The 25,467-nt window shown below is 67.1% G+C and carries 18 protein-coding genes and 3 pseudogenes; 9 read left to right on the top strand and 12 right to left on the bottom strand.

The features are described 5' to 3' along the window. Window positions 1-13 precede the first annotated feature (13 nt). The 5 genes and pseudogenes from MYXE_RS18465 to MYXE_RS18445 all read right to left on the bottom strand — a co-directional run bounded on the left by MYXE_RS18465 (window position 14) and on the right by MYXE_RS18445 (window position 5,921). Entirely contained in the window at window positions 14-1,042 is a 1,029-nt protein-coding gene (locus tag MYXE_RS18465) for a nucleoside hydrolase (RefSeq protein WP_039889495.1), read from the bottom strand. A gap of 24 nt (window positions 1,043-1,066) precedes the next feature. Then, window positions 1,067-1,759, bottom strand: a complete 693-nt coding sequence (locus MYXE_RS18460; protein WP_085193049.1) for a 2OG-Fe dioxygenase family protein — start codon at window positions 1,757-1,759, stop codon at window positions 1,067-1,069. A 46-nt stretch (window positions 1,760-1,805) separates the two neighbouring features. Continuing rightward, window positions 1,806-3,817 (bottom strand): annotated as a pseudogene (locus MYXE_RS18455) (SDR family oxidoreductase). Between the two features lie 67 nt (window positions 3,818-3,884). After that, window positions 3,885-4,595 (bottom strand): histidine phosphatase family protein, encoded by a 711-nt coding sequence (locus tag MYXE_RS18450; protein ID WP_085193050.1) that lies wholly within the window; start codon window positions 4,593-4,595, stop codon window positions 3,885-3,887. 99 nt (window positions 4,596-4,694) lie between these two features. Beyond that, window positions 4,695-5,921, bottom strand: coding sequence for an IS110 family RNA-guided transposase (locus MYXE_RS18445; protein WP_172468616.1), 1,227 nt, complete (start codon window positions 5,919-5,921; stop codon window positions 4,695-4,697). Window positions 5,922-6,286: 365 nt separating this feature from the next. On the opposite strand from MYXE_RS18445, the gene MYXE_RS18440 reads away from it, so the two are divergent. Next, on the top strand, window positions 6,287-7,165 hold the full coding sequence (locus MYXE_RS18440) for a MaoC/PaaZ C-terminal domain-containing protein (protein ID WP_085196295.1): 879 nt from the start codon (window positions 6,287-6,289) through the stop codon (window positions 7,163-7,165). 55 nt (window positions 7,166-7,220) lie between these two features. On the opposite strand, the gene MYXE_RS18435 is transcribed toward MYXE_RS18440, so the two are convergent. Beyond that, a complete protein-coding gene (locus MYXE_RS18435) occupies window positions 7,221-8,423 on the bottom strand; it encodes a serine hydrolase domain-containing protein (RefSeq protein WP_003919220.1) in 1,203 nt (400 codons plus the stop codon). After that, window positions 8,420-9,594: pseudogene (otsB, locus tag MYXE_RS18430) on the bottom strand (trehalose-phosphatase). Before otsB ends, MYXE_RS18435 begins: the two are co-directional and overlap by 4 nt. A 262-nt stretch (window positions 9,595-9,856) precedes the next feature. Here otsB and MYXE_RS18425 point away from each other — a divergent pair. Then, a pseudogene (locus tag MYXE_RS18425) lies at window positions 9,857-11,259 on the top strand (IS1380 family transposase). A 283-nt stretch (window positions 11,260-11,542) separates the two neighbouring features. On the opposite strand, the gene MYXE_RS18420 reads toward MYXE_RS18425, so the two are convergent. Then, on the bottom strand, window positions 11,543-11,956 hold the full coding sequence (locus MYXE_RS18420; RefSeq protein ID WP_139821186.1) for a hypothetical protein: 414 nt from the start codon (window positions 11,954-11,956) through the stop codon (window positions 11,543-11,545). A 56-nt stretch (window positions 11,957-12,012) separates the two neighbouring features. On the opposite strand from MYXE_RS18420, the gene MYXE_RS18415 reads away from it, so the two are divergent. Next, window positions 12,013-15,345: an error-prone DNA polymerase gene (locus tag MYXE_RS18415; protein ID WP_085197250.1), complete on the top strand. Its 3,333-nt coding sequence runs from the start codon at window positions 12,013-12,015 to the stop codon at window positions 15,343-15,345. A 72-nt stretch (window positions 15,346-15,417) separates the two neighbouring features. Here MYXE_RS18415 and MYXE_RS18410 read toward each other — a convergent pair whose 3' ends face one another. After that, the gene (locus MYXE_RS18410) at window positions 15,418-15,828 is read right to left on the bottom strand and encodes a TIGR03667 family PPOX class F420-dependent oxidoreductase (protein ID WP_003919215.1); all 411 of its coding nucleotides are present in this window, start codon (window positions 15,826-15,828) and stop codon (window positions 15,418-15,420) included. Between the two features lie 23 nt (window positions 15,829-15,851). On the opposite strand from MYXE_RS18410, the gene MYXE_RS18405 reads away from it, so the two are divergent. After that, complete coding sequence (locus tag MYXE_RS18405) at window positions 15,852-16,499, top strand: nitroreductase family protein (protein ID WP_003919214.1); 648 nt, start codon at window positions 15,852-15,854, stop codon at window positions 16,497-16,499. Between the two features lie 158 nt (window positions 16,500-16,657). Here MYXE_RS18405 and MYXE_RS18400 read toward each other — a convergent pair whose 3' ends face one another. Next, on the bottom strand, window positions 16,658-17,122 hold the full coding sequence (locus MYXE_RS18400) for a tRNA (cytidine(34)-2'-O)-methyltransferase (protein WP_085197248.1): 465 nt from the start codon (window positions 17,120-17,122) through the stop codon (window positions 16,658-16,660). A 259-nt stretch (window positions 17,123-17,381) separates the two neighbouring features. Between MYXE_RS18400 and MYXE_RS18395 the strand changes: the two genes are divergently transcribed. The 5 genes from MYXE_RS18395 (at window position 17,382) to MYXE_RS18380 (ending at window position 21,562) form a co-directional block, all read left to right on the top strand. Further along, window positions 17,382-19,562 (top strand): sensor histidine kinase, encoded by a 2,181-nt coding sequence (locus MYXE_RS18395; protein ID WP_170288593.1) that lies wholly within the window; start codon window positions 17,382-17,384, stop codon window positions 19,560-19,562. A gap of 206 nt (window positions 19,563-19,768) precedes the next feature. Beyond that, a complete protein-coding gene (locus MYXE_RS23820; protein ID WP_170288590.1) occupies window positions 19,769-20,215 on the top strand; it encodes a hypothetical protein in 447 nt (148 codons plus the stop codon). Beyond that, window positions 20,212-20,628 (top strand): roadblock/LC7 domain-containing protein, encoded by a 417-nt coding sequence (locus tag MYXE_RS18390; protein ID WP_003919211.1) that lies wholly within the window; start codon window positions 20,212-20,214, stop codon window positions 20,626-20,628. Before MYXE_RS23820 ends, MYXE_RS18390 begins: the two co-directional genes overlap by 4 nt. 6 nt (window positions 20,629-20,634) lie before the next feature. Continuing rightward, window positions 20,635-21,009, top strand: a complete 375-nt coding sequence (locus MYXE_RS18385) for a DUF742 domain-containing protein (RefSeq protein WP_003919210.1) — start codon at window positions 20,635-20,637, stop codon at window positions 21,007-21,009. Further along, window positions 20,990-21,562, top strand: a complete 573-nt coding sequence (locus MYXE_RS18380; protein WP_085197243.1) for a GTP-binding protein — start codon at window positions 20,990-20,992, stop codon at window positions 21,560-21,562. The genes MYXE_RS18385 and MYXE_RS18380 overlap by 20 nt, the downstream gene beginning before the upstream one ends. Here MYXE_RS18380 and MYXE_RS18375 read toward each other — a convergent pair. After that, a complete protein-coding gene (locus MYXE_RS18375; RefSeq protein WP_085197241.1) occupies window positions 21,559-24,189 on the bottom strand; it encodes an ATP-binding cassette domain-containing protein in 2,631 nt (876 codons plus the stop codon). The two genes, MYXE_RS18380 and MYXE_RS18375, sit on opposite strands and share 4 nt — an antisense overlap. A gap of 77 nt (window positions 24,190-24,266) precedes the next feature. Further along, window positions 24,267-25,463 (bottom strand): NADH:flavin oxidoreductase, encoded by a 1,197-nt coding sequence (locus MYXE_RS18370; protein ID WP_085197239.1) that lies wholly within the window; start codon window positions 25,461-25,463, stop codon window positions 24,267-24,269. Window positions 25,464-25,467: the final 4 nt, after the last annotated feature.

Raw genomic sequence — 25,467 nt, 5'->3', positions numbered from 1 at the left:
CCGGGTAGCGCACTCAACCCAGCCGCCGCGCGAACCGCCCGACCCGGTCGATGAGCCGCTCGAAGAACTCCGCCGGATCGACACCAACACCGATGAGCGCGTTCGGTTTTCGGCACCAACTGCCCGACCAGTCGGTCACCGTCATGCCGCGGGTCAGTGTCCCGGCGAGTTCGACGTCGACCGTGGCTGGCTGCGTCCGTATCAGGTCGGGGTCCAGCGCGACCGCGGCGGCCAGCGGATCGTGCAGGTAGGCCAGGTAGCCATGGCCGTGGTCTACGTGGGATTCGAAGTAGAACCGCATCGCGTCTTCGATCACCCGGATCAGCGGATTGGATGCCGACGAGCGGGTGCCGCGCTCGTCGTCTGCGCTCATCACCGTCGTGGTCGTGCCTGCGGCCGCCGCCAGTTTCGCCAGAATCTCCGGGGTCATCGCGATGTGCCGGGTCAAGTCCAACCCGCACAGAATCGGAAGGTGTTGCGGCTCAACGGCCCAGCCGGCGAAGACTTCGGCCGCGGCCTCGGGGTCCACTTTGATGTTCCACTCGGCCACCGGATTGGTGTTACCCCGGTAGTCGTAGGCACCGCCCATGATCACCAGCCGGCGTAGCAGGGTCGGCAGCGCCGGCTCGGCGCGCAGGGCCAGTGCCAGGTTGGTCAGCGGGCCGGTGGCCACCCCGATCAACTCCCCGGGATGGGCCCGCGCTGCCCGCACCCACGCGGTCGCGGCGTCGTAACCCGTGAGCCGGCGCTTGCTCGGCGGCACCTCGGCATACCCTAAGCCGTTGGGGCCGTGAGCTTTCCCGGGTGTACTCAACGGACAACCCAGCGGCTGGTCGGCGCCTTTGGACACCGGCACGTCGTCGGCTCGGCACAGCTCGAGCAGACCGAGGTTATTGACGCAAACCTGGTCTACCGCAACGTTTCCTCCTGTGGAGGCGATGCCGACCAGCTCGGCGTCCGGGCTAGCCAGCAGGTAGACCAGTGCGATCGCGTCGTCCACGCCGGTGTCGACGTCGGCGAAAACCGGTGACACTGCGTTCATCACGGCAACGATACCGGGCGCCGGCTAGGTCGGAGCAAAGGTGATGACCAGCACGTCGCGCTGCGCGGGCGCGGCGCGGTCGCGCGGCCGGATCGGCGAGACCGCGTGCATTGTTCGCCGGTCGTCGACCAGCAGCAGCGTGCCAGGCTCGCAGAGCGTCGTCGTCAGCAGCCCACGGCCCGCCACGTCAACTACCGAGCTCTCACCCCCGATAGCGTTGCGCCGCCCGACCAGCAGCGAGCTGACGAGCGTCACCCCGTCGCGGTGCAGCCCTTCCGGTGTGGGCTGTGCTGCCCTGTCGCCCGATGCGACCACCCGGAACGGGTGCACCTTGACGTTCCACTCGGGAACACGCTCGAGAGCACAGGCGAACTGGCCCAGCAACGTCAGCAACCTCGACAGCACGGGATCACGCGCAAACGCGTCGGTCAGCGGCTCGAAATGGCGATCCCGGTCGATGTAGAGCGGGTTGGACTCCTGCGGCTGGACAAAGGCGCCGGTGGGCATCGGCGCCGCGACCCCGTCACGCAACCAATAGCGACCGTAGCGGCGCAGACGGCACTGGCCCAGCTCGGCTGCGTAACGGTCCGGCGCCAGGTCCTCCCAATGCGCGGCGAACCGGGCCCACCCGTCGCCGCCGACGCCCAGGCGCCTTACCAGTTCGGCCCCAGGTATCACGCAGACACCCACGGACGCGATCAACCGGTCTGCCCGCATCCCGCCGGGATACCTGGAAGGCCCTGGGGCTAAACGTCGAACAGCGCTACCAGTGCAGGCCTGGCACCAGCCGCACCGCCCGTTTGAGCGGTCGAGGCGCCCGCATGCGGCTCACGGCTCGGACCGGACGGCGGGGTCTACGTCGCGAAGATCCCTGTGCGGCAACCGGTTCGGGCGGTGCCAGCCCGCGTGCCGCCGGTGAATCCGGGTAGCCCAGATACAGCTGATGCAGGATCCGCCGCGAGAGCTTCGGTGCGACGTAGTGGCCGGTCTCGGCGAGCGTACCGAGTGGGGTGTCGATGCGCGCGGGCTTTTCGATCAGCGCGCGCACCACCATCGCCGCGGCATGCTCGGCACTGATCGGCGGCACGGGGTTGAGCCGCCGCGACGGCACGATCATCGGCGTGGCCACCAAAGGCATGTGGATGTTGGTGAACGTGATGTGGTCCGACAACGTCTCGGTGGAAACGACGTCGGCGAACGCGTCGAGCGCGGCCTTGCTCGGCAGGTACGCGCTGTATCGGGGGCTGCGGGCTTGCACACCGCCGCTGGAGATATTGACGACGTGGCCGAACCGGCGCTCACGCCAGTGCGGCAGCAGCGCCAGCACCATTCGCACCGCGCCGAAGTAGTTGACCGCCATCATGCGCTCGTAGTCGTGCAGCCGGTCGCATGCGTTGGCCACTGAGCGGCGGATCGACCGGCCGGCATTGTTGACCAGGTAGTCGACGTGGTCGAACCGGCCCAAGATGTCCTTGACGGTGTGCTCCACCGACGCAGAGTCGGTGACATCGCAGGTGAAGGCGTAGGCCTGACCCCCGGCCGCGCGGATCTCGGCGACCAGTTCGTCGAGCGCCTCGGCGTTGCGTGCCAGCGCGAATACCGTCGCTCCCCGTGCGGCCACCGCGATCGCCGAGGCCCGGCCGATCCCGCTGGAAGCGCCGGTGATGATGACGTGCCGCCCACCAGCGGCCCGCCGGGGTCGCCTCGACGGGCCCGGTCCGGGTCGAGGTGCTCGGCCCAGTACCGCCACAGCCTGGGCGCGTATGTCGCAAACTCGGGTACGTCGATACCGCTGTCGCGCAACACTTTCCGTGTCTCGTCAGAGATGAACGTGGGTTTCAGGTCGACGACGTCGAGGACCTCGCCCGGAATGCCCAACTGAGCGGCCACCATGTTGCGCGCCACCTTGGCGCGGCCGCGTACCTTCAACAGCGGTGCGGCCGCCGAGCGGGGCAGCGAGCCGCGCAGCGGCGGAAGCCCGGCGGCGTCGGCGATGCCGCGGTAGATGCCATGCAGTCCAATGGTTTTCGGTGCGGTCAGGTGGAACGTCTGCCCGTCGCGACCGTCGGCGTGTATCAGTTCCACTATCGCGTTGACGACGAAGTCGACCGGGACGATGTTGGTGCGCCCGATGTCCGGCAACATGATCGGGGTAAACCTTGGCAGCGCCGCCAGCTTGGCCAGCAGTGGAAAGAAGTAGTAGGGGCCGTCGATCTTGTCCATCTCCCCGGTGCGCGAGTCGCCGACCACCACCGCCGGGCGGTACACGCGGTAACGCAGCCCCTTCGTCGAGCGCACCAGCAGTTCGGCTTCGAACTTGGTCTGGTGATACGGCGTCGGCAGCAGCTGACCGACGTCGAAATCGGCTTCGGTGTACTCGCCGCGGAACTCGCCGGCCACGGCGATCGACGACACGTGATGCAAGGTTGCGTCGAGCCGGCGTGCCAGCTCGATCACCGCCCGGGTGCCCTCGACGTTGGCGGCGCGCTGCTCGGGCTCGCCGGCGGTGATGTCATAGACGGCAGCGCAGTGCACCACATGGTCGACGTTTCCCAGCTCGGCCACCGCGCGGTCGGTCAGGCCCAGGCCGGCCGCGGTCAGGTCACCGACGAGCGGCTTTGCCCGCTCACCCCAGTCGGCGGCCAGTTGTTCGAAGCGGCTCAGTGACGGGCGGCGCACCAGCACCCACACCTCGGCGTCCGGCCGGGTGTCCAGCAGGCGTGATACGACCCGCCGCCCGATAAACCCGGTACCGCCGGTAACGACATATCGCATGCCAGCCATCCTGGCCGGTCGCGCCCGGCAACGTCAACCGCGTGTGACGTGGTCGTCCACCGAGGCGCTAGTTGAATTGGCGGATGCCGTCCCAATCCACCAGTGTCCAGCCGGTGGCCGGGCTGCCGGTGAGCACGACCTTGCCGATGACGGGCAGTGGATGCTCGGTCATCAGGCTGTCGCGGCCGTTCTTGGCATTCATCAGCGTCCACACCATGATCGCGTAGCCGTGCGAGAACGCGATCGGCTTGCTGTTGCCGCTGTCGTAGATCTTCTGGACCGCCGCACTGAACTCGTTGTTGAATCGGTTGCCGTCGATCGACCCCGGGATGGCGTCTTTGCGATCGCCGTTCAGCCAGTCTTTCGGCGCCAGCAGGTACGTCGAGTCGGCCATTGACTGCGGCTTGCCGTCATACCAGCCGGCGTCGATCTCCCGCAGCCCGGGCAGGATCTCGACCTGCTTGCCCAGCTCGGCGGCCAGCGGTGCGGCGGTCTGTTGTGTGCGGACCATGGTGGAGGCGTACACCCCGTCGTAGCCGTTGCGGGCGAGTTGATGGGCCAGCTGCTGGGCCTGCCCCTGGCCGTCGTGGGTGAGGCCGGGACCGGGCACGTCGGTGTCGATGACCTTGTCGGCGTTGTTCTCCGCCTGCGCGTGCCGGACCAAGGTCAAGGTGATGGTGCGCACGTGTGGTGTTCCACCGGAACAGGCGCCGACGGCTATGGTCGCGACGAGTGCGGCCGCCGCTTTCCAGATGACGGTGGGGATGCGGTTCGCCATGGCGATAGCCTGCCTTGTCAGCGGGGTCGGCGTGAACGATTTGGTGGAATGGCCTCGGCCCTGCAGACGTCAGCGAGAGACATCTCAGGAAGTTGAAAGTCAAGCCGCATGCGGGAGAGGAGGTGGAAACGCCCGGTGTTCGTCGTAGAGTTGGCCGGTTTGCAGGCAGTGATGAAGCTGGCCGAGAAACTTGTTGAACAAGTGCCGTTGGGCTTGGCGGTTCCAGTCTCCGGCCGCGCGGCGGGCATCGAAGTGGCGACGTGCACCAGGCGAGCTGCGCAACGACGCCAGCGCCCAGATCGAACCCACAGCGGCCAGGCGCCGGTTTTTGATATGCCGATGCAGCACCACGGTTTTCTTGCCGCTGGCGCGGGTGATCGGGGCCGATCCGGCGAAGGCTTTCAAGCCACGGGCATCGGCGAAACGGGACCGGTCGTCGCCGATCTCGGCCAGCACCCGGGCACCGGTGAGGTTCCCCAGCCCGGGAAAGCTGGTGATGATCGCGGCGTCCGGGTGCAGCTCAAAATGGGCGCTCGCCGCCTCGGCCAACTCGTCGGCCGCCGCACAGGCGGCGTCAAACTGACGCAGCAGCGCATCCAGCTGGATCCCCATCGCGTTTTCCACCACTGGCGGCTGGTGCAGGTAGGTGTCGGTGAAAATCTGGCGCAGCCGCTCGACATCACGATCCAGGTCACGACGGCGGCCGGCCTTGATCAGCAGCTTGCGCAGCCGTGCCGGGCTCAGCTTGGCGGCCTGCGTAGGAGTCGGTGCGGCGGCCAGGATGGCCCGGGCATCGGCGCGGGCCAAACCCCCGCTGGGCAGCTCGGCAAAGGCGATAAGGGCGGCCGGATAGAAGTCGCCCAGCAGATCACGGATTTGGTTGCCGATCTGTTGGCGCGACCACACCGCGTCTTGCTGAGCTCGGGCCAGCACCCGGATGGCCTGCGCCAGGCCGGTGTCGGCTGGCAGCGGCCGATGCGCGCGGGCATCGGTGCGCACGATGTTAGCCAGCAGCACCGCATCGGTGGCATCCGATTTGGCCCCCGACACCCCATACCGTGCGCGATACCGCGAGGCCGCCAGCGGGTTGATCGGATAAAGCACCCGCCCGGTCTCCCGCAGGGCGGCCACCCACAACCCACGGTCGGTTTCGATGCCCACCGGCATCGGCTGGGTAGCGGTGTCACCGGCCTCAGCCAGCAGCATCAACAGCTGCGCAAAGCCGGCCGCGTCATTGCCGACCCGTCCGCGCGCCACCACACGCCCGTCGTCATCGACGACCGCGACATCGTGGTGATCAGTAGCCCAATCAATTCCACAAAACAGCGCCAAGGCATCCCTCCTGAAATCGGTGATTCTGTTGTCCCCGGGGGAGTTGTGCGGCGCCCTAATCGCAGGACTCGACGGTCCGTCATCTCAGTAGCCGTCCATGACTCCAGCCCACCGCAAGACCTCGTTCTTTCGAAGAGCTCAAGGCTCGGGAACAACTATTCGGGAAGTCAACCCCGCAGCGGGCTCGGGCAACGGAATCTCACCACCGCGGCGCGTGATCTACCGCCAGGCGCGCCGTTCTCTCGCAAGTCGTCGAACGACGGGAGACACCAGGCGTCACCCGGCGGCAGACCTCGTCAGGAACAGATCCTGGTCCTCCGACCGCTAACCCATCCCTACCAACCGATTAGGAGGCCGTGATGGCGATCGACCCCAATGCCATCGGCGCGGTGACAGAACCGACGCTGTTCGAGTGGACTGACCGCGACACCTTGCTTTACGCCCTGGGGGTTGGTGCTGGGACCGAAGACCTGTCGTTCACCACGGAGAACAGCCACGGCATTACCCAGCAGGTGCTGCCCACCTACGCGGTGATCTGTTGTCCCGCCTTTGGCGCTGCGGCGAAGATCGGAACCTTCAACTGGGCCATGCTGTTACACGGCTCGCAGGCCATCCGGCTCTATCAGCCGCTGCAGCCCGCGGGCAAACTGTCCGTGGTCTCCGAAGTGGCCGACATCCAAGACAAGGGTGAGGGCAAGAACGCGATCATCGTCCTGCGCGGACGCGGCACCGACCCCGACTCCGGGACATTGGTCGCTGAAACGCTCACCACGCTTGTCATCCGCGGCGCCGGTGGCTTCGGCGGAAAGCCGGGTCAGCGCCCGGCCGCACCAGAGTTTCCCGACCGCGAGCCCGACGCGCGAATCCCGTTGCCGACGCGCGAGGATCTGCCGCTGATCTACCGGCTCTCCGGTGACCGCAACCCGCTGCACAGCGATCCCTGGTTCGCCCGGGAGATGGCCGGTTTTCCCAAGCCGATCATGCATGGGCTGTGCACCTACGGGGTGGCGGGCCGCGCGCTGGTTGCCGAGCTGGGCAAGGGCGACGCCACCAAGATCACCTCGATCTCCGCGCGGTTCACCTCACCGGTGTTTCCCGGTGAGACGCTGACCACCTTGATCTGGCGCACCGAACCCGGAAAAGCGGTGTACCGCACCGAGGCTTCCGGCGCCGACGCCAGCGATGTGGACGCGCGGGTGGTGCTCGACGACGGCGCAGTGGAATACCTGGCGGGATAAGTCATCACCCTGGCCGGCGCCGACGGCGGCGTTCCTGGGCTCCCGAGTCGTTGGGCTACCTCACGGCCGGTACGGGCGGCGCATCGTTGGGGGCCATCTCGGCGCCGATCTTTCGGAACAGGGTCTCGGCTTCGTTGCGGTAGTTGCCCTGGGCATCGAACGCGTCAGGACGGTAGGTGACCGCGACCGCGATCGCGATCCTTTGCGACGGCAGGTACGCCTCGACGGCAGCCTGCCCGGCGAACATCGGATTTTGCAGCAGCCAGTTGCCGGAGATCACGATCCCGAGCCCGTAGGTGTCGCCCTGCACTTTGCCGCGCAGGTCGGGGGACACCATCGCCCGATAGGACTGCGGCGACAACAGCTTGCCGGAGCCGATGCCGACCGCGGTGGCCTCCAGGTCGTAGATATTGGTGGTCTGCACCGCGCCGCGCGCCATGGTCCAGGACGGATTCCAGTACGTCGAATCTTCGTAAAACGGTGTGTCCGAAGGTATTCCAAGCGCCCTGCGGCGTTCGGAGGTGAATGCATGCAGCGTGGGAACAGGGATGTCGGGCGTGTAGGAGTTCGCGGTGTTGATCAAAGCGAGCGGACCAAGCACCCTGTCGTGCAACAGTTTCGGCATCTCCTGACCGGTGGCCTTTTCCAGCGCCAGCCCCAACAGCACGTAGTTGGTGCGGGCGTAGTTCCAGTTGGTGCCGGGCTCGTAGAGCAACGGTTTGGTGACCGCGTAGCCGAGCACTTCCTCAGGGGTCCATTGCCGGAACGGATCAGCGGCCAGGGCCGCGTCGAAATCGGCGTTGCCCAACGCATAGTCGCGGTAGCCCGAAGTCATGTGCGCCAGCTGGCCCAGGGTCACCCGGTCGGCGTTGGGGATGTCGGGCAGCCACTTCGACAGTTTGTCGTCGAGGCTCAGCTTCTTTTCGTCGACGAGTTTGAGCAGCAGCGTGGCGATGTACGAGATCGCCACCGCACCGTTCCGGAAGAACATGCTCGGCATGGCCGGCACACCGGTCATCGACTCGCCGAGCGCTTGGGTGACGATTTCCTTGCCGTCCACGGTGACTCGGACGATCGCCGCCTTCAGGTGGGCCTGTGTCATCGTGTCGCCGACGATCTTCATCACCGCCCGGGCCTTGGCCGGATTCGCGGAGGCACCCCACCACGGGGCGACGGGTGGATTGCCTTTGGGCGAACAGGCCAGCACGGCCACGGCAAGAATGCATACCACTGAGCCCAGGCGCCGCGAGATGGTCATAGCCGATCCTGACCTAACGTTTCGGTGTTCGCGCGGATTTGGCGTGCCAGCAGCTCGGTGAACTGGACGACTTGTCGCGGGTTGTCCAGCCCATACTGCGCGGCGGTGGGACGGTCACCGTCCTCGCGGTGGCGCACCACGATCGCGATTCCGTCGTCGTGCACAGCGTCGAATGCATCCTCGTCGGTGATGTCGTCACCGAGATAGACCGGTACCACCCGCCCCGACGCCGCGTCACGGATGTGGCCGAGCACCCAGCGCAGCGTCTTCCCCTTGTCCCAGTCCACGTTTGGGCGTAGCTCGATAACCTCACGTCCGGTCGTCACCCGTAGCACGCGGCGCTGGCCGGCGGCACGCACGGCGGCCAGCACCTCGCCGACCCGGTCGCGGGCCGCGTTTCGGTAGTGCACGGCGACACCGAATCGCTTGTGTTCCACCACAACTCCGGGGATGTGATGGAGTTGCTCGCCAAGTTCTGCGGCCGCGCGTTGCAGCACGGGGATCGTGGCTGCTGCCTCGTCGTTTTGGTGGTGTTCGCCATCGGGTCCGGTCAGCTCGAAACCATGGCTGCCCGCATACCAGATGCCCGGCAAGCCGATCCGCTGGCGTACGTCTGCCAGATCGCGGCCGGACAGCACGGCCACCGGGCATTGCGCCGTCAACAACCTCAGTGCCTCCGCGGCGCCAGCGGTCAGCTGGGCGGCGTCGGGATCGTCGACAATTTCCGAAAGGGTTCCGTCGAAGTCGAAGAACACCGCCGCCGCCGTGCGGCCAGCGCGTCCAATGCCCGCAGGCCGTCGGGAAGCTCCGACATCCGCCGATCCCCGGTGCGCACGCTGATGTCGCCGAGGCCGGTGACCACCGCGTCGGCGCCGTTGCGGCGCAGCTCTTCTGCGTCCGCACCGACACCGACCACCAGTGCGAATCCGCCGGCCCGGGCGGCCGCCACGGCGCCGCGGGTCGCTGCGACGACCACGCACCGGCCCGGGTGCACTCCCAGCCGGTCGGCGGCCTCGACGAATGTGGTGGCCTCGGGCGGCCCGGCGACGTCGCCGGAGGGCAGGCCGGTGTCGCGCAGCTGGCGTCGCAGCACCGACATGGCGTCGCCCGGCAGGTTGTCAAGGTCGAACAGCACCGCGTCGTGGCGACGCGGGTCGATGATGACCGGCATTGACCGCCTTCCTAGGTGATCGCTTCGCTGGCCACGCTAGTCACGTCGGCGCCGGCGTCAGCCAGGTCTGTTCGGCGACGCGCCGGAAATTCCCGCCCAGAACCGCGGCGACCTCGGCGTCGGTCCAGCCGCGCTTGCTAAGCCTAAATCCGTGGATGGTTCCGGTGATTTGATCGGCGTGTGAACAGCGAAAATGCCTTCTGAACTGGGACAATACGAGTGCTGAGGCCGCATTTGTCCATAGTCCGGGAAGGCACTTTCGATGCACTCATCGTATACGTTCACCACCGGATCGGCGGTGTTTGACGAGCAGAATCTGCTGTCGGCGGCCGGGTTGGTGCCAGTGCTGGAACTGGCTGAGCAGACCGGTCTTTCGGAATTGATCAACGAGCGCGTGGATCTGCCGTCGACTCGGGTGAAGTCCGGCGCGGTCAACCCGGCTGGCAAGCTGACCTCGATCGTCGCCGGGATGATGTGCGGCGCGGACAGCATCGATGATGCCAATGTGCTGCGCGCGGCGGCACACCCCGGGTGTTCAACGAGGTATATGCCCCATCGACGTTGGGGATCTTTTTGCGCGAGTTCACCTTCGGGCATACCAAACAACTCGCCGCAGTGGCCCGCGAGCATCTGATCGCACTGGCGGCGCGCACCCCGCTGCTGGCTGGCGCCGACGAGCGGATGTTTTTGGACATCGACTCGCTGCTGCGCCCGGTCTACGGCCACGCCAAGCAGGGCGCCTCCTTCGGTCATGCCAAGATCGCCAGCCGCGCGCTGCTGCGGCTGGGCCTGTCCCCACAGATCACCACCATCTCCACGGCGACCGCCGCGCCGGTGATCGCCGAGGCGCAGCTACGGAGCGGCAAAGCCGCCTCCGGGCGCGGTGCCGCATACCAGCTCAAGCAGGCGATCACCACCGCGAAAGCGATCAACCCCGACGCGCCGATCCTGGTGCGCGGCGACTCAATGTTTGGCACCAAGAAAGTGATCACCACCTGCATTCAGCGAGGCGCCGAATTCTCCCTGTCGATCAGCCGCAACAAGCGCATCAACGCCGCGATCGCCGCCATCGACGAGGCCGCCTGGACCCCGGTGCACTACCCGGGCGCGGTCGAAGACCCCGACACCGGGGCGTTGATCTCCGATGCCCAGGTCGCCGAAACCCCCTACACCCTGCGCCTGGCCCGCGGCCGAACACTGACCGTGCGGCTGGTAGTGCGCCGGGTCAAAGACGCCCGCCACCTGGATGCGTTGTTTCCGGTGTGGCGCTATCACCCGTTTGTCACCAACTCCGCGCTGCCGGTCGACCAGGCCGATATCACCCACCGACGCCACGCCATCATCGAAACCACCTTCGCCGATTTAATCGACGGCCCACTGGCACACATCCCGTCGGGGCTGTTCGCGGCCAACTGCGCCTGGCTGGCCTGCGCGGTGATCGCCCATAACCTGCTGCGCGCCGTCGGCACCCTCGCCGGTGGCCACCATGCCGTGGCCCGCGGGGCTACCCTGCGCCGCGACCTGATCAACATCCCGGCCCGCTTCGCCGCCCCGGCCCGCAAACCAATGCTGCACCTACCCGCCCACTGGCATTGGCGAGCCAGATGGAAGGCCCTGTGGCACAACGTCATCGGTTACCCGATCGCGCAACCCCGCGCCGCCTGACCCCACCTTCCAAGCCCTGTCCGCCCCGCCATCCCAGGCCCGACCCAAGGAACCCAAAGGAAAGCTGGTACAGGCCAGCGGATCACCCACGCCCCACCGCGCCACACTCGGCCGCATCCCAAAACAACCGCGTCGACGGCAACACGAAATCACCCATCCACGGATTCAGGCTAAGGTGTTGGCCGATGCCGATGAAAATCTCCGGCGGCATCCACTGGATCGGTCCCAGCGGGCATAGCTCTCGTCGAAAAGCCCTGGGTTCGCGGCCAGCTCGTCAGGCCAGTCACGCTGGTCGAACGAAAAATCGGTGCTGATTCCCACATGGTCGATGCCGTGGTGCACAGTCTTCGAGATCGAAGGTCACCGCGACCTTGTCAGCGGCGAGACCATTCGGCCCCGCCAACACCAGGTCGGGATGCGCCTGGACGGCGTGGCGGAAGAGCTGCAGCAGGATCAGGACGTCGTCGAGGCGCTGCGGTGCGTAACCGACGTTGACCGAAACCAGCGCCCCACCCGGGCGGCGGTAGCGGGTCAGTTCTGAGATATCGGCGTCCGGCCGCAGCGGCAGGCAGGTGTGCTGGTCCCAGAGCAGAGCCGTCCTGGGTGACCCTGGTGCACATGCCAGTTGGGCCGGCCCGCCAGCGCGGATTGGGGCGATTTCCCAGACAACTGCGTTGGGATTCCCGGATGTGGGCATGGCGGACGCCAACCCACAGTACGAATCTCGAACATCCGTTCGATATACTGGCTGGCGTGGGGTGGAGCAATGGGCCGCCCAGTTGGGCGGAAATGGAGCGGGTGCTGGCCGGCAAGCCCGTCGGCAAGCGCGGCGAAGCCGGACGCAGCGGGTCGCCGCGCGACAAGCCCCGCCGCTCCGGCACGCCCGCTGAACCCCCGGATGACGGCCCATGGTCGCGCAAGCGCGGAGCATATGAGCCACCCAGCGACGGTCGAGCCGTCCGTTCCTCGGTCAGCTACGCCGAGCTGCATGCCCATTCGGCCTACAGCTTCCTCGACGGGGCCAGCACACCCGAGGAGCTGGTCGAAGAGGCAGCGAGGCTGGATCTGCGCGCGATCGCGCTGACCGATCACAACGGTCTCTACGGTGCGGTGCGGTTCGCCGAGGCGGCCGCGGAACTGGACATGCATACCGTGTTCGGCGCCGAACTGTCCTTGGGACCCGGCGCCCGCACCGACGAGCCCGACCCGCCGGGGCCACACCTGCTGGTGCTGGCCCGCGGTCCAGAAGGATATCGGCGGTTGTCGCGGCAGCTGGCCGCGGCGCATCTGGCCGGCGGCGAAAAAGGCAAGCCGCGCTTTGACTTCGACGCGCTGACCGAAGCAGCGGGCGGGCACTGGCACATACTGACTGGTTGTCGCAAAGGCCATGTGCGCCAGGCTCTTTCCGACGGCGGGCCGGACGCGGCCGCAAAAGCGCTGGCCGACTTGGTGGACCGGTTCGGTTCCGACCGAGTCAGTATCGAGCTGACCCACCATGGCCAGCCGCTTGACGACGAACGCAACGTCGCGCTGGCGGCGCTCGCCCCGCGGTTCAAGGTAAGTGTGGTGGCCACGACCGGTGCGCATTTCGCCGCGCCGTCGCGGGCCCGGCTGGCGATGGCCATGGGCGCGATCCGGGCCCGGCAATCCCTGGACGAGGCCGTCGGCTGGCTGGCCCCGCTGGGTGGCTCACACCTGCGCTCCGGGGAGGAGATGGCCCGGCTGTTCGCGTGGTGCCCCGAGGCGGTGACCGCCGCCTCGGGGCTTGCCGAGCAGTGCGCGTTCGGGCTGGCGCTGATCGCCCCGCAGCTGCCGCCGTTCGACGTGCCGGCCGGGCACACCGAAGACAGCTGGCTGCGCGAACTGGTGATGGCCGGTGCCCGCGACCGCTACGGAGCCCCCGACAGCGCACCGCAAGCCTACGCGCAGATCGAGCATGAGCTGAATGTCATTGCCCAACTGAAGTTTCCGGGCTACTTCCTGGTGGTCTACGACATCACCCGGTTCTGCCGGGAAAACAACATCTTGTGCCAGGGCAGGGGATCGGCGGCCAACTCCGCGGTCTGCTATGCCCTCGGCGTCACCGCCGTTGACCCGGTGGCCAACGAGTTGTTGTTCGAGCGTTTCTTGTCGCCCGCTCGTGACGGGCCACCCGACATCGACATCGATATCGAATCCGACCAGCGCGAAAAGGTCATCCAGTACGTCTACGACAAATACGGCCGGGACTACGCCGCGCAGGTCGCCAACGTCATCACCTACCGAGGCCGGATCGCGGTGCGCGACATGGCCCGAGCCCTGGGTTTCTCCCAGGGTCAGCAGGACGCCTGGAGCAAGCAGATCAGCCAATGGAACGGGCTCGCCGATGCCCCCGATATCGAAGGCATTCCCGAGCAGGTGATCGAGCTGGCCACCCAGATCCGAAACCTGCCGCGACACATGGGCATCCACTCCGGCGGCATGGTTATCTGCGACCGCCCAATCGCCGACGTATGCCCAGTGGAATGGGCGCGCATGGAAAACCGCAGCGTGTTGCAGTGGGACAAAGACGACTGTGCGGCAATCGGGTTGGTGAAATTCGACTTGCTCGGGCTGGGCATGCTCTCGGCGCTGCACTACGCCATCGACCTGGTGGCCGAACACAAGGGCATCGACGTGGACCTGGCCAAGCTCGACCTCTCCGAACCCGCGGTCTACGAAATGCTGGCCCGGGCCGACTCCGTCGGGGTGTTCCAGGTGGAGTCGCGCGCGCAGATGGCCACCCTTCCACGCCTGCGGCCGCGCGAGTTCTACGACCTGGTAGTGGAGGTGGCGCTGATCCGTCCCGGGCCCATCCAAGGCGGCTCGGTGCACCCCTACATCCGGCGTCGCAACGGCGTCGACCCGGTCGTCTACGACCACCCGTCGATGGAGCAGGCATTACGAAAGACGTTGGGAGTGCCGCTGTTTCAAGAACAGTTGATGCAGTTGGCAGTCGACTGCGCCGGGTTTTCCGCCGCCGAGGCCGACCAGCTGCGCCGCGCCATGGGCTCCAAGCGTTCTGCCGAACGCATGCGGCGGCTGCGCGGCCGGTTCTACGAAGGGATGCGCGCGCTGCACGGCGCACCCGACGAGGTGATCGACCGGGTGTACGAAAAGCTGGAAGCCTTCGCCAATTTCGGATTCCCGGAAAGTCACGCGCTGAGCTTCGCGTCACTGGTGTTCTACTCAGCCTGGTTCAAACTGCACCACCCGGCGGCGTTCTGTGCGGCGCTGCTGCGCGCCCAGCCGATGGGCTTCTACTCACCGCAGTCGCTGGTGGCCGACGCCCGTCGGCACGGCGTCACCGTGCACGGGCCCGACGTCAACGCCAGCCTGGCGCACGCCACGTGCGAGAACGCCGGCACGGAGGTCCGGCTTGGCTTGGGCAATGTACGTCATATCGGTGACGAGCTTGCCGAAAGGCTGGTCGAGGAGCGAAAAGTCAACGGCCCGTTTACTTCTCTTCTGGATTTGACGTCACGGGTGCAACTGTCGGTGCCCCAGGTCGAGGCGCTGGCCACCGCCGGAGCGCTGGGCTGCTTCGGGCTGTCCCGGCGGGAGGCGTTGTGGGCGGCCGGGGCCGCGGCCACCCAGCGGCCGGACCGGCTGCCCGGCGTCGGGTCGTCGTCGCGCATCCCGGCGCTGCCGGGAATGAGCGAGCTGGAGCTGACCGCCGCCGACGTGTGGGCCACCGGCATCTCTCCGGACAGCTACCCGACCCAGTTCCTGCGGGCTGACCTGGATGCGCTGGGGGTGCTGCCCGCCGAGAAGCTGCTGTCCGTGCCCGACGGTGATCGGGTGCTGATCGCCGGCGCGGTAACCCATCGGCAGCGGCCGGCGACGGCCCGGGGAGTGACATTTATCAACCTCGAGGACGAGACCGGGATGGTCAACGTGCTCTGCACACCCGGAGTGTGGGCGCGGCACCGCAAACTGGCGCAGACGGCACCCGCATTGGTTGTTCGCGGTCAGGTCCAAAACGCCAGCGGCGCCGTCACTGTCGTGGCGGAACAGTTGGCCAAGCTCACGCTGAAGATGGGATCGAAGTCCCGCGACTTCCGGTGATTCCTTCGCGCCGAACGTGAAACTGCTGCGAAAAAACCCGCAACAGGTTCACACTCGGCGAGTGAGGAGCAGCTAGCCGGTTGGCGTTGTCCACACCCGCGTCGGCGTGATTTTCAGCCTGGTGCTGTAGGCCGCGATCGCCTCGGTCAGGCCGAATTGCTCGGCGTCGTCGCGGTACTTCTCCCAATACGGACCGTCGTCTCGGCAGTCGACGTCGGTTGCGTCCACCGCCGCTGTGCCGCCCACGACGATGATCCCGCCACCGTTGCCGTCGGAATCCAGATTCAGGCTGACCTGCGGACGGGCCTTGATATGGGCGACCTTGGCGGCCTGCGGCATCGAGTACACGGTCAGGTCGGCGCCGTCGAAGTAGAACCACACCAGCCGCGGCACAGGCTGGCCGGATTTCGCGACGGTGGTCAGCCACCCGTAATGATCGGATTGCAGTCTGCTGGAAACCTCTTGCGTCAGTTCGACGGTCATGGGGGCAAATGTAGTCTTCGGCCATGACCTTGAACCTGTCCGTCGACGAAGTCCTCACCACTACCCGCTCGGTGCGTAAACGCCTCGACTTCGAGAAGCCGGTGCCGCGCGAGGTGCTGATGGAGTGCCTGGAACTAGCGCTGCAGGCACCCACCGGCTCCAACGCACAGGGCTGGCAGTGGGTGTTCGTCACCGATGCCGACAAGAAGAAAGCGATCGCCGACATCTACCTGGCCAACGCCCGGGGCTACCTCAGCCTGCCGGCACCCGAATACCCGGAGGGCGACACCCGCCGCGAACGCATGCCGCACGTGCGCGACTCCGCCACTTACCTCGCCGAGCACATGCACGAGGCACCGGTGTTGCTGATTCCGTGCCTGGAAGGCCGGGTGGAACAGGCGCCGCTGGGCCTCAGTGCGTCATTCTGGGCCTCGCTGTTCCCGGCGGTGTGGAGCTTCTGCCTGGCATTGCGCTCTCGCGGGCTGGGGTCTTGTTGGACGACGCTCCACCTGTTGGGCGACGGGGAGAAGCAGGCCGCCGAAGTTCTCGGGATTCCCTACGACAAGTACAGCCAGGGCGCGCTGCTTCCCATCGCCTACACCAAGGGCACCGACTTCAAACCGGCCAAGCGACTGCCCGCCGACGCTGTCACGCACTGGGACACCTGGTAGTCGGGTCGTCAGGGCCCACACCTCACGACCTCGTGCGCTACCGCGCACGGGGTTCCGTTCAGATCCTCGGCTTCTAACACCGCGAAACCGGCGATCGCCCGGAAGTGCTTGCATCCTGCACCCGTGCAGACTTACGCGGGGGCTAGCAGTAATCGTCGCTACACCGCTCCGGCAAAACCGTGCTGACGCCATGCCTCGTACACGGCGACCGCGGCGGCGTTGGACAGGTTTAGTGACCGTCGGCTGGGCAGCATCGGGATGCGCACCCGCTTCGTGATGTGGGCGTCGGCCAAGGTCGCGGCGTCCAGCCCGGTGGGTTCGGGTCCGAACATCAACACGTCACCGGCCTGGTAGCCGATCTCGGTGAACAGCGTGGTGGCGTGCACGGTGAACGCGAACACCCGCTGCGGCGCCAGCGCAGACCACACGGCGTCCAGGCACGGGTGCACAGTCACCGACGCCAGGTCGTGATAGTCCAAGCCGGCGCGGCGCAGCTTGGGCTCGGATAAGTCGAACCCCAGCGGCTCCACCAAATGTAGTTCGGCGCCGGTGGCCGCCACCATGCGGATCGCATTACCGGTGTTAGGTGCGATGCGCGGCGAATAGAACACCACCCGGAACATCTGTCGATCATGACAGGCGGCCGATCGCAATTTGCTCGGCCGACATTTCGACGTGTGGCCAGGCTCCGGCGAACTCTGGTTGTTCAGTAAGAATTGTGGTAACCGCGGCCCGAGGCTGTCATACTCGTCGAATTGCCATGCGTATATCGCCCGCCGGTCTGCCCCGCGGCGGGTCGCGATTAGCAGGAAGTCCTATGAACGACGCGCGAACACTGCATATCAGCGGAGCGGTCGGTAGCACGGCCGCGGTCCGGTGACTATGTTTGCCCACCCGAAAAGGGTGGATTCGCCGGTCCCGAAAGACGGTCTTGACGACAACCCAGATGCTTTCGCCGCGGAACCCACGCCCGCGAAACGCCCGCCGAGGTGGTCGATGCGCAACTGGCCTGTCCGGTGGAAAGTCGTAGCGATCGCGCTGGTGCCGCTGGTGCTGGCGATGGTTTTCGGTGGACTGCGCATCTATGCAGCCATGACCGACGCCAGCAACCTGCGATTGGCCGCTGACCGCGCCCAAGTGGTCCCGGCAATCACCAAGTACATGTCGGCGCTGGACGTGGCGGTGATCGCCACCTCCACCGGCTCTGACGTGGAAGGGGCCAAGAAGAACTACGAGGCCCGCAAGTACGAGCTGCAGGCACGGCTGGCCGACACCGACGTGGCCCCCGACGTTCGGACCGGGGTCGGCACCCTGTTGAACGGCGGGCAGGCGCTGCTGGACAAGATCGCGGCGAACAGCATCGGTCTGCGCGACCGGGTGACCATGTATGCACCCATCCTGCTGACCGCCGAGAACGCGGTCGACGGGTCGGTGCGCGTCGACAACACACAGATCCGGGCCGCAGCACAAGGCCTGAGCCGCGCGATCGGGGCTCGCGGCCAGATGATGATGCAGCGGCTGCTGATCACCCGTGGCGGCGATCTGCCCGAGCCCGAGCTGCGCACCTCCATGATCACCCTGGCGGGCACCGAACCGTCGACCCTGTTCGGCATGGCCGAAATCCTGGGCGTCGGGTCGGCCCAGGCAAAGACGTTGCAGCAGCAGATGGTCCGCCGGATGGCCATCATGTCGGATCCGACCAGCCAACTGGTCAACAACCCCGAGCTGCTGCGCTCTGTACAGACCACCGACGCGATCGCCGCACAGGTGATCAAGGACACCACCGCCTCGGTGACGAAGTCGCTCGACGATCGCGCCAACAGTCGTCGCGACGCCGCGATCCGCGACGCCGTGCTGGTGCTGGCCGCCTTCGTGGCGGCGCTGGTGGTGGTTTGGCTGGTGGCACGGTCGCTGATCCAGCCGCTGCGGGTGCTGCGCGACAGCGCTTTGAAAGTCGCGCACAAAGACCTCGAAGGCGAGATCGCCCGGGTCCGCGCCGGCGACGAGCGTGCTCCCGAGCCGCTGCCGGTGTACACCACGGAGGAGATCGGGCAGGTCGCGCACGCGGTCGATGAGCTGCACACCCAGGCGCTGCTGCTGGCCGGTGACGAGGCCCGGTTGCGGCTGCTGGTCAACGACATGTTCGAAACGATGTCTCGACGCAACCGCTCGCTGGTCGACCAGCAGCTGGCGCTCATCGACCGGCTGGAGCGCAACGAGGAAGACCCCGACCGGCTCGACAGCCTGTTCCGGCTGGACCACCTGGCTGCGCGCATGCGCCGCAACGGAGCCAACCTGCTCGTGCTGGCGGGTGCCCAGATCACCCGCGAACAACGGGGACCGTTGCCGCTGTCGACAGTGGTCGACGCGGCAATCTCCGAGGTGGAGGACTACCGACGAGTGGAGACGGCGATGGTGCCCGACTGCACCATCACGGGCGCCGCGGCGGGCGACATCGTGCACCTGCTTGCCGAATTGATCGACAACGCGTTGCGCTACTCGCCACCCACCTCACCCGTGCGGGTTTCGGCGGTGCGGCACCGCAACGCCGGCGTTCTGGTGCAGATCGTCGACTCCGGACTGGGCATGACCGACGGAGACCGCAGGATCGCCAACATCAGGTTGCGCGCCGGCGGTGAGGTTACCCCCGACAATGCCCGCCACATGGGTCTTTTCGTGGTGGGCCGGCTCGCCGACCGACACGGCATGCGGGTGCGGCTGCGCAGCTCGACACCCGAGGGCAGTTCGGGTACGACGGCCGAGGTCTATCTACCACCCAACGTGCTCGTCGGTCAGCGTGGCGCTCCGCCGCCGGCGAGAACCGGCGTGGCGTTTTCGCGGGGGCGGCGGCCGCCGAGACGGCCCCTGCGCGGGCGGCTCACCGTGCCCGCGACACGGAACGCAGAACAGCCGTCGCCGCCGAACCGTCGGACCGCAACGGATCCCACTCGACTCAGCCGCCGGGCACACTGCTGCCACGCCGCCAGCCCGGCTCCAGCGGCATCACCGGCGTTCCCACTCCGCCCGCCGCGCCGCTGCAGAAGCGTGACGAGAAGCGGATAGCTGAACAGCCCGGGCCCGAACGGGTTTCGGACACCTCGGCCTATTTCTCGTCGCGTTCGCGAGCCGCGCGCGCCGACGATGCGGACGCACCGGGGCCGCGGCGGGGGCAATCGCCCGCCGACCAGCGCGACCCGGGTGATGACGACCGCGACGCAACGACCGCCGCCGCGAAGATACCCACGCCGGCCAAGGGGCCGGAGGAAGACTTGATCTATCAGCGGATGCTGTCGGAGTGGCTGGTCGATCCGCACGACTTGGCCCGCAGCGCTGACCTGGATTGGAAGTCGGTCTGGGACCACGGGTGGTCGGCGGCCGCCGAAGTCGAGAACGTGCCCATCCGGTCGCACACCGCCCATGGCCTTCCCGTGCGGGAACCCGGCGCTCGGCTCGTGCCCGGCACCGCCGCGCCCGACGCGGCACCGCCGCATACGTCACAGGCCAACGGCGCCGGAGCCCTGCCCAACCGCCACGGCCGGCACCTGGGCAGCCAAGACCGCGGGGTAGCATCCAACGGCGGATTTCACTCCGGGCGGCACCAGGCTCCACCGCCGGACCCCGATGCGATCCGCGCCTCCATCAGCAGCCACTTCGGCGGTGTGCGGGCAGGCCGGTCGCATGCTCGCGAGACAACCGAAGGACCCGATCACGAATGACGTTTTCTGCTGGCCCGTCCGCCGACAACTCGTTGGATTGGCTGTTGTCCAACTTCGCCCGTGAGGTCCCCGGGGTGTCACATGCGGTGCTGGTGTCCGTCGACGGCTTGCTGATGGCCGCCAGCGAACATCTGCCGCGTGAGCGTGCCGATCAGTTGGCCGCGGTGGCCTCGGGATTAGCCAGCCTGGCGACCGGTGCCGCCCAGTTGTTCGAGGGCGGGCAAGTGCTGCAGTCGGTAATCGAGATGCAAAACGGTTACCTGCTGCTGATGCGGGTCGGTGACGGTTCACATTTGGCGGCGTTGGCCGCAACCTCGTGCGACATCGGTCAGATCGGTTACGAGATGGCCATCCTTGTGGAGCGGGTGGGCGGCGTCGTCCAGTCGTCCCGACGGGCGTCTTTACCCTCGTGAGCCGCGATGGACAGCCGCGAGCCGCCGCCCCGCGCGCATGAGGCGAATCTGGTCCGCCCCTACACACTGACCGCTGGACGGACCAACCCCAGCGTCGAGCTACCGCTGGAAGCGCCGGTGCAGACGCTGCAATCGGCCCTGTTTCACAAATGGCCGCCAAACGACATGCGAGGCAAGATCATCCAGCTATGCACCAAAAGCCCCTCGGTCGCCGAAATCTCGGCGCGCCTCGATTTGCCGCTGGGCGTCGCGCGAGTCCTGGTCGGCGACCTGGTGACCTTCGGCTACCTTCGGGTGCAGCCGACGCTCAATGACGACTCCACTCAAGACGAACGCCGCGAATTGATAGGAAGGACGCTCCGTGGCCTACGAGCACTCTGAGAGGCGCAACGCCGCCTCGACGAAGATCGTCATCGCGGGCGGCTTCGGGGTCGGCAAGACGACATTCGTGGGCGCGGTGTCGGAGATCATGCCGCTGCGCACCGAGGCGATGGTCACCGACACGTCCGCCGGCGCCGACATGCTCGAGGCCACACCGGCCAAGCACACCACCACGGTGGCGATGGACTTCGGACGGATCACGCTGGACGAGGATCTGGTGCTCTACCTGTTCGGCACGCCGGGCCAACGCCGGTTCTGGTTCATGTGGGACGATTTGGTGCGCGGCGCGATCGGCGCCGTCATCCTCGTCGACTGCCGCCGTCTTGAAGACAGTTTCGCCGCCGTCGACTTCTTCGAGCACCGCCAGCTACCATTTTTGATCGCGGTTAACGAATTCGACGGAGCACCAAGGTATCCGGTTGACGAAGTACGCAAAGCGCTGACACTGCCCGACCACATCCCGGTGATCAACATCGATGCCCGCGACCGCCGGTCAGCCACCGACGCGCTCATCGCGGTCAGCGAGTACGCGCTGGAGAGCCTGAGCGCTTAGCGCTTGAGCCGGATGTGCCAGCGGACATAGGTGGTGTAAGCCAGCGACAACACCGCGAGCATCACCATGTCGTACACGTAGATGTGCTTCGAGTGTTGCCACCACCTGTCGTTCGTCGGGACCTGCGGAACTTTCACCAGGTGTGGGAAGTCGATCGACGACGCTCCGGCGGCGAATCCCCAGCGTGCGGGCGTAAGGAAGGAGAGCTGGTTGAGGCCGAACCGGCCGGTGACCGGAATCCCCATCCCGCCGCAGAGCACCAGTTGCGACATGATCGACACCACCAGCAGCGGCATGATCTGCTCGTTGGATTGCGCGACAGCAGACAGCAGCAGACCGAGCATCGCCGATGTGACACAGGTGGCGGCGACGGTCAGGAAGAGCGAAAACGTCGCGCTGTCGAAGAAGGGCGGATGCGCGGTGGGCGCGCCCTTGCCGATTCTGACGATGGCGGTCGCGATCGCGGCTTGGATGGTCGCGAAAACGGAGAAAACGGCGACCTTGGCCAGCAGGTAGGCGGTGGTGGAGAGGCCGACGGCTTGTTCTCGCCGGAAGATGGGGCGTTCGCCGATCAGGTCGCGGATCGTCAAGGCAGTGCCCATGAACACCGCCCCGATACACAGCAGCACCATGATGTACTGGGGCTGGGTAGGCGCTGAGCCCGTCGGGTCAGCAAAGCCAAGTCCCGGTTTGGGCCCCTTCACGGTCAGCGACAGCGCGCCCATGAGGAACGGCAATACCGCCAAGAACACCGTATAGCCACGGTCAGATAAGACGAGCCGAACCTGGCGTCGCGCGACCGTGGAGAACTGGCGCAGCCGGTCGGTGTGCACCGGTTCGCCCAGATCCCCGGGCTCCGCCACCCGCACCGGCTGCTCATGCCGTTGCTTGGCCCGCTCCAAGAATCGGCGATTGGCTTCGTCTGGGTCGGCCCCGACCTTGGCGAAGATGTCGGCCCAGTTCCGAGTGCCGAAGGCCGCCTCCACCTGGTCGGGCGGGCCGTTGAACGCCGTCTTCCCGCCGGGCGCAATCAGCAGCAGCTGGTCGCAGACGTCCAGATAGGACACCGAGTGGGTCACTACCAGCACCGTGCGCCCGGCGTCGGCGAGCTGGCGCAGCATCAGCATGACCTGACGGTCGAGCGCCGGGTCCAGGCCGGTGGTCGGCTCGTCGAGCAGCAGCAGCGACGGCTGAGTGAGCAGTTCCAGCGCCACCGAGGCGCGTTTGCGCTGGCCGCCGGACAATTTGTCGACCCGGGTGTCGGCGTGCTTGGTCAGCTCAAGCTCCTCGAGCACCTGGGCGACGACCTGGGCGCGTTCCTCTTTGCTGGTGTCCGGCGGCAGCCGCAGCTCGGCGGCGTAGCCGAGCGCCTGGTTGACGGTCAGCTGGCGGTGCACGACGTCGTCTTGCGGGACCATTCCGATCCGGCTGCGCATGGTCGCGTACTCGCGGTGGATGTCGTGGCCTTCGAAGGTGACCGAGCCGGCCGTCGGCCTGGTGTAGCCGGCGATGAGCCGGGACAGCGTCGTCTTGCCCGCGCCGGATCCGCCGATGATTGCGGTCAGCGTGCCCGGGCGGGCGGTAAACGAAATGTTGTCGAGCAGCTGCTTGCCGTCGATCTTGAAACGGACGCTGCTGACCTCCAGGCCGCCGGTGCGGGTCGCGGCCTCGGTCCGGCGGATCAAGGTGCCGTCGCTGAAGACCAGGTCGACGTTGCCGATCGTGACCACGTCGCCCTCGTTCAACACCGCGGAGCCCACCCGGACCCCGTTGACGAACGTGCCGTTGATGCTGCGGGCGTCCCGGATTTCGGTGCCCAGCGGCGACGGCACCAGGAACGCGTGGTGGCGCGACGCCAGCACGTCCTGGATGACGATGTCGTTGTCGGTGGCGCGGCCGATTGTCAGCGAGCCAGCTGGCTTCTCCGGCGCAGCCCCGCCGGGCCGCAACGCCTGGATCATCTTGGTCGCCAGGTTCGACACCTCCGGCGGCTTGGTGGCGGCCGGTGACATTTGAGTCTTAGGTGCGGCCGGGGCCGGTGCCGGGGCCGGTTGCGGTGAACTGCCCGGATAGGCGGGCGGCTGCGCGCCGCTGCCGGGATAGGCGGGTGGGCGATGCCCACCGCCGGGCGGATACATCGGCTGGTACGGCGGCGGGGGCGGAGGTGCACCGGGATGTGCCCGCAGTGGCGCAGATTGCGGCGGCCACGAGCCGCCGGGCTGTCGGCCGGGCGGGGGAGGCGCGAGCCGCGGCGGAGCTCCGGACGGTTGCACCGCGCGCATCGACGCCGTCTGGGGCGGCCGCCCGGCCAGGCCTTGGTGCCTGCCCACCTCGAAAGTCAGCCGCGGTCCGTCCGGGTTGCCGATGTTGATGCTCTGGCCGTCATGAATGTCGACCACCGGAACCCGGCGGCCGTTGACGAAAGTTCCGTTCAGTGAGCCGTTGTCGATCGCCAGCCACCGGCCCTGGTCGTAACGCAGCAGCAGATGTGCCCGCGAGATCAACGGATGGGTAATGCGCATGTCCGCGCGGAGGTCGCGCCCGATGACCACGTCATGGCCAGGCGCGAAAGTCCGCTGTGACCCGTCGTATCGCACGGTCAGCACGGGCGGAGCTGCTTGACTCATCGCACCAACTGTAGCCGGTTGATTCACTGGTCAACTGTATCTGTTGTGCCGCGGGCGGTTCCGACGCGCCGCGACGCCTAGCGCGAGCGCGCCAGCAGGTCGGGCGCGCCGGTCACGACGCAGCGGGTGCGGCTGTAGATCGTCGGCATGCACCGGTTGCAGTGGATGCACGCCGAATGCGTCGAGCCCTCAGCGCGGATCCGGTTGACCAGGTCGGGCTCGGCCAGCAGCGCCCGCGCCATCGCGACGAAGTCGAACCCCTCGGCCATGGCCAGGTCCATCGTCTCCCGGTTGGTGATCCCGCCGAGCAAGATCAGCGGCATCGACAGCTCGGCGCGAAACAACCGGGCGTCGCGCAGCAGGTAGGCGTCGCGGTAGGGATATTCGCGCAGAAACCTATTCCCGGTCACACGGATGCCCCAGCGCAGTGGCGGCTTGAACGCACCGGCGAACTCTTTGACCGGGGCCTCGCCGCGGAATAAATACATCGGGTTGACCAGTGAGCTGCCCGCGGTCAGTTCGAGCGCGTCCAGCCCGCCGTCGTCTTGCAGCCACTTGGCGGTGGTCAGCGCTTCCTCCACCGCGATGCCGCCGCGCACCCCGTCGGCCATGTTGAGCTTGGCGGTCACCGCGATCTGCTTATCCACAGCACGACGGACCGCCATCACGATGCCTCGCGCGAGCTTGGCCCGGTTCTCCAGCGACCCGCCGAACTCGTCGTCGCGCCGGTTAATCAGCGGACTCAGAAACGAACTCGCTAAGTAGTTGTGGCCCAAGTGAATTTCGACCGCGTCGAAGCCCGCCTCGACGGCCAGTCGGGCGGCATTGGCGTGCGCGGCGATGACGTCGTCGATGTCCTCGCGGGTGGCTTTGCGGGCAAACCGCATCCCGATCGGGTTGAAGAACCGCACCGGCGCCAGCGCCGGCGCCTTGTTGGAGCGGGCGTCGGCCACCGGGCCGGCATGGCCGATCTGCGCGCTCACCGCAGCACCCTCGGCGTGCACGGCCTCAGTGAGCCGGCGCAACCCGGGCACCGCCTCGCGGCGCATCCAGATCTGGTTACCGCCGGTGCGGCCACCGGGGGAGACCGCACAATAGGCGACGGTCGTCATCCCGACCCCTCCGGCGGCCGGCAGCCGGTGGTATTCGATCAGGTCGTCGGTGACCAGTGCGTCGGGTGTGCGGGCCTCGAACGTCGCGGCCTTGATGATCCGGTTACGCAGCGTCAGCGGTCCGAGTTTGGCCGGGGCGAAGATGTCCGGGGCGGCTGGCATATTG

It is taken from the genome of Mycobacterium xenopi (genome assembly GCF_009936235.1).
Taxonomy (GTDB): domain Bacteria; phylum Actinomycetota; class Actinomycetes; order Mycobacteriales; family Mycobacteriaceae; genus Mycobacterium; species Mycobacterium xenopi.
This window is presented reverse-complemented; position numbering and strand designations above follow the sequence as displayed.

Excerpts from the sequence above, each read along its gene's own strand:
- MYXE_RS18385 (WP_003919210.1), top strand. The coding sequence starts at position 20,635 with ATGGACAGCCGCGAGCCGCCGCCCCGCGCGCATGAGGCGAATCTGGTC.
- MYXE_RS18450 (WP_085193050.1), bottom strand. The coding sequence starts at position 4,595 with ATGGCGAACCGCATCCCCACCGTCATCTGGAAAGCGGCGGCCGCACTC.
- MYXE_RS18375 (WP_085197241.1), bottom strand. The coding sequence starts at position 24,189 with ATGAGTCAAGCAGCTCCGCCCGTGCTGACCGTGCGATACGACGGGTCA.
- MYXE_RS18410 (WP_003919215.1), bottom strand. The coding sequence starts at position 15,828 with ATGACCGTCGAACTGACGCAAGAGGTTTCCAGCAGACTGCAATCCGAT.
- MYXE_RS18400 (WP_085197248.1), bottom strand. The coding sequence starts at position 17,122 with ATGTTCCGGGTGGTGTTCTATTCGCCGCGCATCGCACCTAACACCGGT.
- MYXE_RS18460 (WP_085193049.1), bottom strand. The coding sequence starts at position 1,759 with ATGCGGGCAGACCGGTTGATCGCGTCCGTGGGTGTCTGCGTGATACCT.
- MYXE_RS18395 (WP_170288593.1), top strand. The coding sequence starts at position 17,382 with ATGTTTGCCCACCCGAAAAGGGTGGATTCGCCGGTCCCGAAAGACGGT.
- MYXE_RS18370 (WP_085197239.1), bottom strand. The coding sequence starts at position 25,463 with ATGCCAGCCGCCCCGGACATCTTCGCCCCGGCCAAACTCGGACCGCTG.
- MYXE_RS18435 (WP_003919220.1), bottom strand. The coding sequence starts at position 8,423 with ATGACCATCTCGCGGCGCCTGGGCTCAGTGGTATGCATTCTTGCCGTG.
- MYXE_RS18390 (WP_003919211.1), top strand. The coding sequence starts at position 20,212 with ATGACGTTTTCTGCTGGCCCGTCCGCCGACAACTCGTTGGATTGGCTG.
- MYXE_RS18420 (WP_139821186.1), bottom strand. The coding sequence starts at position 11,956 with ATGCCCACATCCGGGAATCCCAACGCAGTTGTCTGGGAAATCGCCCCA.
- MYXE_RS18440 (WP_085196295.1), top strand. The coding sequence starts at position 6,287 with ATGGCGATCGACCCCAATGCCATCGGCGCGGTGACAGAACCGACGCTG.
- MYXE_RS18465 (WP_039889495.1), bottom strand. The coding sequence starts at position 1,042 with ATGAACGCAGTGTCACCGGTTTTCGCCGACGTCGACACCGGCGTGGAC.
- MYXE_RS18405 (WP_003919214.1), top strand. The coding sequence starts at position 15,852 with ATGACCTTGAACCTGTCCGTCGACGAAGTCCTCACCACTACCCGCTCG.